This window comes from Cryobacterium sp. RTC2.1, from assembly GCF_035018685.1.
GTDB lineage: Bacteria > Actinomycetota > Actinomycetes > Actinomycetales > Microbacteriaceae > Cryobacterium > Cryobacterium glucosi.
Window position 1 is genome coordinate 1 of the sequence record NZ_JASJXJ010000193.1, and the last position, 6,038, is coordinate 6,038.

The 6,038-nt window shown below is 70.3% G+C and carries 5 protein-coding genes; 3 read left to right on the forward strand and 2 right to left on the reverse strand.

Features of this window, described 5'->3' with window-relative positions:
* Positions 1-185 precede the first annotated feature (185 nt).
* The gene (locus tag QN357_RS17180) at positions 186-2,426 is read right to left on the reverse strand and encodes a DEAD/DEAH box helicase (protein WP_322141097.1); all 2,241 of its coding nucleotides are present in this window, start codon (positions 2,424-2,426) and stop codon (positions 186-188) included.
* Positions 2,427-2,744: 318 nt separating this feature from the next.
* Between QN357_RS17180 and QN357_RS17185 the strand changes: the two genes are divergently transcribed.
* The 3 genes from QN357_RS17185 (at position 2,745) to QN357_RS17195 (ending at position 5,767) form a co-directional block, all read left to right on the forward strand.
* On the forward strand, positions 2,745-3,869 hold the full coding sequence (locus QN357_RS17185; protein WP_134446266.1) for an FUSC family protein: 1,125 nt from the start codon (positions 2,745-2,747) through the stop codon (positions 3,867-3,869).
* Positions 3,870-4,026: 157 nt separating this feature from the next.
* Positions 4,027-5,214, forward strand: coding sequence for a hypothetical protein (locus QN357_RS17190; RefSeq protein WP_322189186.1), 1,188 nt, complete (start codon positions 4,027-4,029; stop codon positions 5,212-5,214).
* 178 nt (positions 5,215-5,392) lie between these two features.
* Positions 5,393-5,767: a hypothetical protein gene (locus QN357_RS17195; protein WP_134446264.1), complete on the forward strand. Its 375-nt coding sequence runs from the start codon at positions 5,393-5,395 to the stop codon at positions 5,765-5,767.
* An 8-nt stretch (positions 5,768-5,775) separates the two neighbouring features.
* On the opposite strand, the gene QN357_RS17200 is transcribed toward QN357_RS17195, so the two are convergent.
* Positions 5,776-6,038, reverse strand: a 263-nt coding sequence (locus tag QN357_RS17200; RefSeq protein WP_323505263.1) for an IclR family transcriptional regulator domain-containing protein, incomplete at its 5' end; no start/stop codon positions are given.

Sequence of the window (6,038 nt, forward strand, 5' to 3'; positions counted from 1 at the left end):
CCGCAACATCCCGACCCGAGTGTCAGGGACGTCCCGAGACATGAAGTGTCAGGGACGTCCCGAGACAGCACACCGCGTTTTAGGGGCCAAAAATGTACTCTCGCGGGACACGGGGGCGGGGTTAACGGCCGCAGGGCACCCACCGGATGGTGAGTGCCCTGCGGGTGGTGCGAGTGGAGCGGGTGTTACAGGCCGGCGAGCTCGCGGACGGCTGCGTCGCCGGGGGCGGCGTTCATGAAGCTGGCTTCGATGTCGGCGCGCTCGAGGAGCTCGTCCATGCGGCGACGACGCTGCTTCGGGATCAGCGTGACGACGGTGCCGGACTTGCCTGCACGGCCGGTACGACCGGAGCGGTGCAGGTAGGTCTTGTACTCGTCGGGGGCGTCGGCCTGGATGACCAGGTCGATGTCGTCCACGTGGATGCCGCGGGCCGCGACATCCGTTGCCACCAGCACGTTGACGCGACCGCTGGTCAGCATCTGCAGGTTGCGGGTACGGCGGGCCTGGTTCAGGTCGCCGTGCAGGCTCGTCGCCTTCACGCCGGCGTCTTCGAGCTGCTCGGCGAGCTGCTCGGCGTACGCACGGGTGCGGGAGAAGATCAGCGTCTTGCCCTGGCGGTCGACGAGCTGGCCGATGATGGCGCTCTTGTCGCGGTGCTCGATGACGAGGACCTTGTGGTCGATCGTGGAGGAGGCCTGGTCTTCACCGGCGACCTCGTGGACGGCCGGGTTCGTCAGGAACTCCTTGACGAGCGAGGCGACGCCCTTGTCGAGGGTTGCCGAGAAGAGCAGCTTCTGGCCGCCCTTCTTGGTCTGGCGCAGGATGCGCTGGACGGGCTCGAGGAAGCCCAGGTCGCACATGTAGTCGGCTTCGTCGAGGACGGTGACGACGACCTCGCTGAGGTCGAGGCGACCCTGTTCGATGAGGTCCTCGATGCGGCCGGCGGTGCCGATGATGATGTCCACGCCGCGCTGGAGGGCGCTGACCTGGCGGTACTGCGGAACGCCGCCGTAGATCTGGGTGGTGAAGAGGCCGACGCTGCGGGCGATGGGCTGCACGGTACGGTCGATCTGCAGCGCGAGCTCGCGGGTCGGGGCCAGGATGAGCGCGCGGGGCTTGCGGGCCATCTTGCGGTCCTTGGCGCCGTTGTTCTCCATCAGCTTCTCCACGAGGGGAGCGCCGAAGGCGATCGTCTTGCCGGAGCCGGTCTTGCCACGGCCGAGCACGTCGCGCCCGGCGAGCACGTCCGGGATGGTCGCGGCCTGGATCGGGAACGGGCTGGCGGCACCGAGGGCGCCGAGCTCGCGGACGATGTTCTCGCCCAGGCCCAGGTCGCCGAAGGTCACGCCGACAACTTCGGCAGCCGTCGTCGCGATGGCTTCGAGGCGCTCGAGAACGACGTCGTCACCGGCGGCGAAGTGCGCCTTGGTGTCGCGGCTCGGGTAGAAGTTGCTGGAGTGGCCGCCGTCGTCGTGCGCGGAACGGTTGCTGCGGTCGGAGTGCGAACGGTCCGGGCGGTCGCCGTACGAGGGACGCTCGGTGCGAGCCGCACGGTCGGGGCGGTCGCCGTAGGAGGGACGCTCAGTGCGGGCCGGACGGTCGCCGTAGGACGGGCGGTCGGAGTGCGAACGCTCGGGACGGTCGCCGTACGAGGGACGCTCAGTGCGGGCCGGACGGTCACCGTAGGAGGGACGCTCGGTGCGGGCTGCACGGTCGCCGTAGGACGGGCGGTCGTTGTTGTAGGCCGGACGGTCGGTACGGGGACGGTCGTTGTTGTAGGCCGGACGGTCCGTGCGGGCCGGACGGTCACCGTAGGACGGGCGGTCGTTGTTATAGGTCGGACGGTCCGTGCGGGGACGGTCGTTGTTGTACGCCGGACGATCCGTGCGGGCCGGACGGTCACCGTAGGAGGGACGGTCCTTGTTATACGCCGGACGGTCGGTGCGCGGGGCGCGGTCGCCGTAGGACGGACGGTCGTTGTTGTACGACGGACGGTCGGTGCGGGGACGGTCGCTGTTGTACGACGGACGCTCAGAGCGGGCGTTGTACGTGGGGCGATCGGTATTGCTGTGCGTCGGGCGATCGGTGCGCGAGGCGCCGTTGTACGACGGACGGTCGTTGTTGTACGACGGGCGGTCGTTGCCGCGGGCGGGACGGTCGCCATAGGCGGGACGGTCATTGCTGCGGGCCGGACGGTCACCGTAGGCCGGGCGGTCGTTGGTGGGGCGTCCTGCGGCGCGGTCGGCGCGTTCGCCGGCGTTCCAGCGGGCCTTCTTGGGGGCGCCCGCATCGGCCTGATAGCCGCGGTGGCCCGGGCTCTTGCTGCCGTTGTTGGATCCTCCGCGGGAGGGTCCGCCCTTGGCGGCGTACTTCGGGTCGAAGTTCTTGTTGGATCGGCTGACAGCCGGATTGTTGCTCGTAGGCATAGAAAATTCCTGGGTTGTATTGGGTACATGGCAGAACAACGACGCACATGCATCGCAACCTGAGAACCCGGGCAGTCTATGGCCGGGGCCGTTCACATACAGTGATTTTTCACCAGCGGATTACTGGGAAACCGGCCCATCCTGACTTACAAACCCATCCGCGCATACAAATTCACACGGTGTCAAGAGCCGACCTGTCAACGTTACCGGATAGTCCCCCAAAAGTCACGGACCAGTTTCGGGGCACCCCGGGTTCGGTCGCCTACCGGCAGAAGAACCGGTTCGGGAGGTACCGTGTCGTGACAGAAGGAGACGGAGATGACGCGATCGGGCGTACGGCGGACCGTGCGGCACGCGCCCCGGTGGGTGGGATCGCAGCTGACCGCGGCTCGGCTGCTGGCCGCGGCGAAGGCCGCCCTCGCCGTGGCCATCGCGTGGACGGTCGCCGGATACCTGCCGGGGGTCGCAAACGAGTATCCCTATTACGCGCCGCTCGGAGCGCTCGTCAGCATGTACCCGACGCTGATGAGTTCGGTTCGAAACTCACTGCAGACCCTCGGCGGCCTCTTCGTCGCGATCGTGCTCGCGGGTGCGGTGCTGCTCGTGAGCGGTCCGAACGTGCTGACCATATCGCTGGCCGTCGGTGTGGGCGCGCTCGTCGCCGCGACAGGGGTGTTCGGCGCGAACCGGGAGTACATCCCGGTGACGGCCCTGTTCGTGCTCATCATCGGGGGACCGAATGCGGACGGGTACTCGATCGGTTACCTCGAGCAGGTGTCCCTGGGCATCGTGATCGGCCTTGCCGTGAACCTCCTGATCCTGCCGCCCCTGACCCTCGACGCGGTCGGCCGCCAGTTGTCGCACTACCGCGGCAGGCTCGCCGGCCACCTCTCCGACCTGGCCGAGGCCCTCACCGAGAACTGGCCGCCCGAGCGCGACGACTGGGCGAGCCGCGGCGACGAACTCATCAGACTCGTGCGCGACGTTCACGATGCCCTGTTCCACGCGGAAGACAGCCGCAAGGGCAACCCTCGGGCCCGCATCCACCGGCGCGACCTGGCCAGTGACCGGGACGACCTCGCCGCGCTCGAGACCGTCACGTTCCACGTGCGCGACCTCACCGATGTACTCGCCGGGGTCGCCTGGGGGGCTCCGATCGCCCTCGAACTGCATCCAGAGCTCAGGCCGCCACTCGCCCGGGCCCTGCTCGCGGTCGCCGCAGTGCTGACCGAGTGGGAGTCCGGCCGGGACGGAGACGCCGTCCTGACGGACTCTGGCGCATTCGAGACGGCCGAGACCGCCGTGGCCCAGCTGACGGCCGAGTTGGACACCCGGCACGACGCCACTCCCGCGACGGCGATGGGCGCCGCGACCGCGATTTCGCTGGACCTGACCCGGATCCTCGCCGCCCTCCGCCCTCGACTGGCCCGGACCGCGACCTGATGCGGGCTGTTCCGGCGGATGCCCGGACCCGGCCTCCCGATGTCGCCGCGCGGGAATCCGCCCGGGAATCCGGCCGGGACAGTCCAAGGACCGCGAACTACACTCGGTAGACGGCGGGCGGAGACAGGTGCGATCGAGAGTGCGGGCATGGAGCGTGATGGCGGCCGTCATCGCGCTGCTCGGTGCGTCCGTGACCGTCGCCATTCCCGCCCAGGCCGACGACTATCCGAGCTGGGCCGACGTCGAGGCCGCCCGCGCCTCGACCGCTGCGACCGAGGCGGAGGTGACCCGGATCGGCACCCTGCTGACCGGGCTCGAAACCCAGGCCGCGACGCTCGGAGACGCGGCGATCACCGCGAGCGCGGCATCCGCCACCGCCGACACAGAATCACGCGCGGCCGCTGCGCACGCCGGGGACCTCGCGCGCCAGCTCGCGACCGCGACCGAGAAGGCCCAGACAGCGGATGTCCAGCTCGGGCTTCTGGGTGCGCAGCTGTACCGCTCCGGGGCGAGCGACGCCGTCGCCACCCTGCTCCTGGTTCCGGGCCAGGCGAGCGACCTGCTGTCGGCCCTCAGCACCTCGACCCGGCTGAGCGAACTGACCTCCGGCATCCGCGACCGGGCGCTCGCGCAACGCAATCTCGTGCAGAGCCTCGAGGAACAAGCCGCCGTGGCGTCGACGGAACGCGACCGCCTCGCCGTCGAGGCGAAGGATCGTGCGGCGGCCGCGGCCGAGGCCCAGCGCGCCGCCGATGCGCAGCTCGCCGAGCAGCGCACACGCTCGGACGTGCTCGACGCCCAGCTCGCGAGCCTGAAGAACACGACGGCCGAGACGGAGCGCTCCTACCGGGCCGGCGTCGCCGCGGCCGCGGCATACCAGAAGCAACAGGAAGAGGCCGCGCGGGCGGCTGCGGCGAGCGCGGCGGCCGCTCAACCGGCGGCGGCGAGCGGGTCGGGCGGCTCAGGGTCGAGCGGATCCTCCGGTTCCGGCTCCTCAGGCGCGGGCTCGACCACGGCTCCCCCGACCGCAACCGTGTCGTCTCCGGCTGCGGCCCGGGCGTACGCGGCGGGCGCGGTCAGCACGCGCGGCTGGGGCGGCAACGAGTACACCTGCCTGGTGTCGCTCTGGAACAAGGAGTCCGGCTGGCGGGCCGACGCCTACAACGCGAGCTCCGGGGCGTACGGCATCCCCCAGTCGCTACCGGGAAGCAAGATGGCGTCCGCCGGCTCCGACTGGCGCACGAACGCCGCGACCCAGGTCGACTGGGGCCTCGGCTACATCGCCGCCGTCTACGGAACGCCCTGCGGCGCCTGGGCGCATTCGGTCAGCGTCGGCTGGTACTGAGCCGGGCATCCGCTGCGCTACGGGCTCCCTGGAGTGACCGATGCGGACAACTGGTGCCCGTGCACCGGCCACAGTTGTCGGCAGCGGCCGCAGTTGCGACCGGTGGGCCCGCGGGTGCATGCGCCGCGCGAGAATGGACGCAGGTCGCCCGTCCGCGGCGACCGGAGTGGAGCCCCGCATGACCGAATCCGAGCTCGTCAACCTCTGGATCAAGACCCGCTGGCACGTCATCGTGTCCCAGGTCGCCCCGACCTTCCTGCTCACGGCACTGGTGGGTTTCCTGTCCCTGGGCCTGGCCGAAGCCGCACCGAGCGTGCGGGTCGCGGCGGCCGGTGTGCTCCTGGCCTCCGGGATCCTCGGTGCCCTCGTGCAGATCAACGCAGCCAATGAGGCCCTCGCTGTCATCGCCGACCTGCGAGCCGTGGGAAGCACGTCAGCCGTGACCCTGCGCATCCTGTCGGCGGCGCCGTGGGTGAACGTGGTGCGGTTCGTGACACCGGCCGTCTTCGTCGTCGTCTACGTTGCCCTGCTGATCGCCCTGTTCGCGCACTGAGGCGGATGTCACGGACGGCCGTGGATGCGGCGGGAGAGTTCCGCGGCGGTGCCGGCGAGCTCGGCGGCCAGCGCGGGCCACAGGTCTTCGGCGATCCGCTCGCGGGGGAAGGTCACGGCGATCCCGGCGGCGGGCCAGCCCGCGTGGTCCCGCACTGCGACGGCGACGGATGCCATCCCCGGCGTGATCTCCCCGTCCTCGCGGGCGAAGCCGTCGGCACGCACCGTCGCCAGCAGCGCACGCAGCTCGGACGAGCTCCGCGGCCCCTGCC

Bases quoted from the DNA above. Each gene is read 5' to 3' on its own strand.
- QN357_RS17180 (WP_322141097.1), bottom strand. From the start codon at position 2,426: ATGCCTACGAGCAACAATCCGGCTGTCAGCCGATCCAACAAGAACTTC.
- QN357_RS17190 (WP_322189186.1), top strand. From the start codon at position 4,027: ATGGCGGCCGTCATCGCGCTGCTCGGTGCGTCCGTGACCGTCGCCATT.
- QN357_RS17185 (WP_134446266.1), top strand. From the start codon at position 2,745: ATGACGCGATCGGGCGTACGGCGGACCGTGCGGCACGCGCCCCGGTGG.
- QN357_RS17195 (WP_134446264.1), top strand. From the start codon at position 5,393: ATGACCGAATCCGAGCTCGTCAACCTCTGGATCAAGACCCGCTGGCAC.